This is a genomic window from Ramlibacter sp., assembly GCF_035554825.1.
In the GTDB taxonomy this organism is placed as follows: Bacteria; Pseudomonadota; Gammaproteobacteria; order Burkholderiales; family Burkholderiaceae_C; genus Ramlibacter.
On record NZ_DATMHS010000017.1, the window covers coordinates 1 to 3,689 of the forward strand.

Consider the following 3,689-nt stretch of genomic DNA (forward strand, 5'->3'; position numbering starts at 1 on the left):
CAGTCCGCCGTGGGCGCCGCGAGCCTTGCCACCGGTGGCCTCGCCGGGCAGGGCCTGCGCGCGCTCGGCTACGACCCGCAAGCGGCCAACCAGATGCTGGCCGAGTACCTGAGCCCGCAGCAGCGCGAGTCCGAGCAGGCGGTGCAGGACGCCGAGGGCTTCGTCGACACCATGATCGCCGCGGCGAAGAACCCCCGGGCGGTGGCCGGCTCGGTGGTGGAATCCGTCCCCGGCATGCTCGGCATCGGCGCCGTGACCAACGCAGTCGCGCGCCGGATCGCCCTGAAAGCCGCGGCACCCTTCGGCGGTCTGGCGACCGAAGCCGGCCAGAAGGCGGCGCAGGAAGCCGTGGACGCCGCCACCAACAAGCTGCTGCTGGCCTCCGGCATCGGCGAAGGCGGGCAGTCCGCCGGCCAGATCGCCGACCAGGCGCAGGCCGCGGGCCGGGACTACAGCCAGTACGCCTTGCCGGCGCTGGCTGCAGGGGCCACCACGGCCGCCATCACGCGCGGGGCCGGCAAGCTCATGGGCTCGGCCGAGACGGCGCTGTTCTCCGGCTCCAAGGCGGCTGGCCCGCAAGGGTCGCTTCCGGTTCGGCTGGCGAAGGCCGCCTTCAGCGAAGGCGCGCTGCAGGAGATGCCGCAGTCCGCGCAGGAACAGGCGATGACCAACATCGCCATGGGCGAGCCGGACGTCATGAAGGGTGTCGGCAACCAGGCCGCCATGGGCCTCGTGACCGGTGGCGTCATGGGTCTCGGGGAAGGCGCCGGAGCGCCGCACCAGACCGCGCAGAAGGCCGCGGCAGACGCCGTACGCAAGCAGGACACCGTGCCCGAGGTCGGCCCGCTGTCGGCTGCCGCGAACGTGGCGACCGAAGCCAAGGCGCAGGCGATCGAGAACGCCCCGCCGGCTCCCCCGGTGGAAGAACCCGCCCCGGTGATCGACCCGATTGCCGAGCGCATCCAGCGCATGCAGGGGCAGGACCGCGAAGACGCGATGCACGCCTACGGGATCGTGCAGCGCGACGACGTGCCGAAGGGCGTGCGGCAGTACAACTCCAAGCTGCTGGACAAGCTGCTGGAGAAGTACGAGCACCCGGCCGAGCGGCCGATGGACATGACCGCCAGCGACACGGCGATCCCGACGCCGGAATGGGGCACCGAGCGCGGCGCTGCGCCGGATCGCGGTGCACTCGACTTCCAGCGCGACATCCCCACGGGCGACCTCGCGCTTGCCCAAGAGCGCCCGTTGCTGGCGCTTCCCGCACCGGTAGTCACGGTGGACAACGCCGGGCAGGCGGCCACCGGAGCGCAACTGGCCGAGCGCGAGCAGGCTGCGCAGGCCGAGGCGCGGCGCAAGAGGGAACTGGGGCTGACGCCCGACGTGGAGCAGGCCGCGCAGACGCGCGCCGCGCCGAAACCCGCCGCCGCTGTCACGCCGCCTGCAACCGCTGCCGAAAAACCTGCAACCGCTGCTGCGGCGCTGCCGGCCGACATCCTGGCCAAGTCCGGCAAGCCGTTCGCCTCGCGCCTGCCGGCGATGAACGCCGCCAAGAAGGCCGGACCCGGCCATGAGGTGGTGCAGGTCCCCGGCGGGTTCGCGGTGCGCAAGACGGGCGACTGGCAAGCGTTCCCGGCCACGACCGGCACGCTGGGCCTGCCGCGCGCCGAGCTGCCGCAGGTGCACGCCCAGGCGCATGGGGCGCTGGTCAACTTCCTCACGGCCCGGGGCATCGAGCACCAGACCGAAGAAGTGGACCCGGCCAGCCTGAAGCCGAGCCAAGCCGAGTACAGCGAAGCCAAGGCCGCCGAACAGGCCGGCAGCGACAGCGAGCGCGCGATCCTGGTCTCGTCGGACGGGCATGTGGTGGACGGGCATCACCTCTGGCTGGCCGCTGGTGCCGAGGGCAAGCCGGTCAAGGTGATCCGCTTCAATGCGCCGGCCGACAAGCTGCTGCCCATCGTCAAGGAGTTCCCGAGTGCGAAGAGTGCCCAAGCCACCGCCGAAGCCGCCGCGCCTGCCGCGGTTCCTGCTGGAAACGGCCAAGCGGCTGAAGTGCAGCCGCGAGCAGATGTCGCTGATCGAGCGAACGGCGCGGCCGAGCAGCCCCACGCAACACTGACCGAAGCGGCCAAGGCCGCAGAGAAAGGACAAGACCATGCCCCTGATCAACAGCACGAGCAAGGCCGCGTTCAGCAAGAACGTGGCAGCCGAGATGAAGGCCGGCAAGCCGCAGAAGCAGGCGGTAGCGATCGCGTACAGCGTGCAGCGCCGGGCAGCGAAGCCGAGCGGAGCCGATCTGGCGAAGCTGGGGATCAAGGGAAGGTAGCCAATGAGAAAACCCCGCCCGCATCCGATACCGCCGGTGCAGCCGACAAGCCGCTGACGCTGGGCATCACCCCGGCCAGCGCGGAGCCGATCACCGTTCGCGGTGGCGTGATCTACGTCGGCAAGGACCCGGCTCTGAACTACGACACCGGCGAGCCGGTCACGGTGGCCGAGGATGCCACCAGCGAGCAGATCAAGCAGGCGATGAAGGATGCCGGAGCGGTGTCCAAGCGCCAGCACTTCTACGGCGGCAAGGCCGTGGAAGCCGAATCCGGGAAAGCCGCCGCCCCCGGTACCAGTGCGGCAGCAGCAAGCGAAGGAGAAAGCCATGGCCAAGGGCAAAAAGAAGAAGTGCTGAAGGCAGCGGGGGAGCAATCCCCTGCTGGCGAAGCCGCCCCCACGAAAGAAGACGCCGCACCGGCAAAGAGCGAGCGCACGGCAGCCGAGATCGCGCGCGAGATCGCCAAGGACCGGCCCGACGAGGACTTCGCTGCGGTGCGCGAAGCCGCGCGCAAGGCCATCGTCGCCGAGCTGGGCCAGAAAGCCGCCGACGAGATGGGGCGCGGCAACTTCCTGGCTGGCGACGAACTGACGCAGGCGGTCCACGACGGCCAGTACGAGGCCGTGCGCGAGTACGCCGCAAAGATGCCCGTCCCGGTGCACGAAAGCGACATCCCGCGGGAGACCGCCAACCGTGCGTACATGGGCACCTCGCACAACCCGGAACGGCGCGGCGCCAGCGCCCAGCGCGACTACGTGCGCCAGATGGTGCAGGCGTGGAAGGCCGCCGAGCGCGCAGCCGGGAACGATCCGCAGGCCGTCGCCCGGATTACCGAGGCCATGCAGTCTCTGGTGAGCGGGTATCGCCAGCGGTATCTGGCATCGCTTGCCTCGCACGCGAACGTGATGTCGGCCATGATCGCCGGCCCGGCCAACTTCCCGGTGGAGCGCAACCGCAAACGCATAGCGGCGGCCGATAAGCGGGCGCAGGACGCGAGCGAGTTCCTGCAAAAGGGCATCGCCCGCATGCTCAAGGCGGCCAAGGCTCCGGTGGACAACTCGCCGCAGTCCGAGCTCGACCGCATCAAGGCCAACCTCTCCGAGCGCGAGGCGGCGCAGGAGAAGATGCGCGCGGCCAACGCGGCGCTGCGCAAGGGCGACGATGCGGCGCTGAAGGCACTCGGCTTTTCCGACGAGCGCATCGCGGCGCTGAAGAAGGGCGACTTCGCCGGGCGCAAGGGATTCGCCGACTACCAGCTCGCCAACAACAACGCCGAGATCCGCCGACTGCGCGAGCGGCTTGCGTCGGCGCAGCAGCGCGTGACCGAGGCCGAAGCGGGGCCAGTGGAGCGCACCTACAA

At 70.4% G+C, this 3,689-nt stretch carries 1 pseudogene; it reads left to right on the forward strand.

Annotation, left to right across the window (positions count from 1 at the left end):
* Positions 1-3,689: pseudogene (locus VNT59_RS01600) on the forward strand (hypothetical protein); the annotation flags it as partial.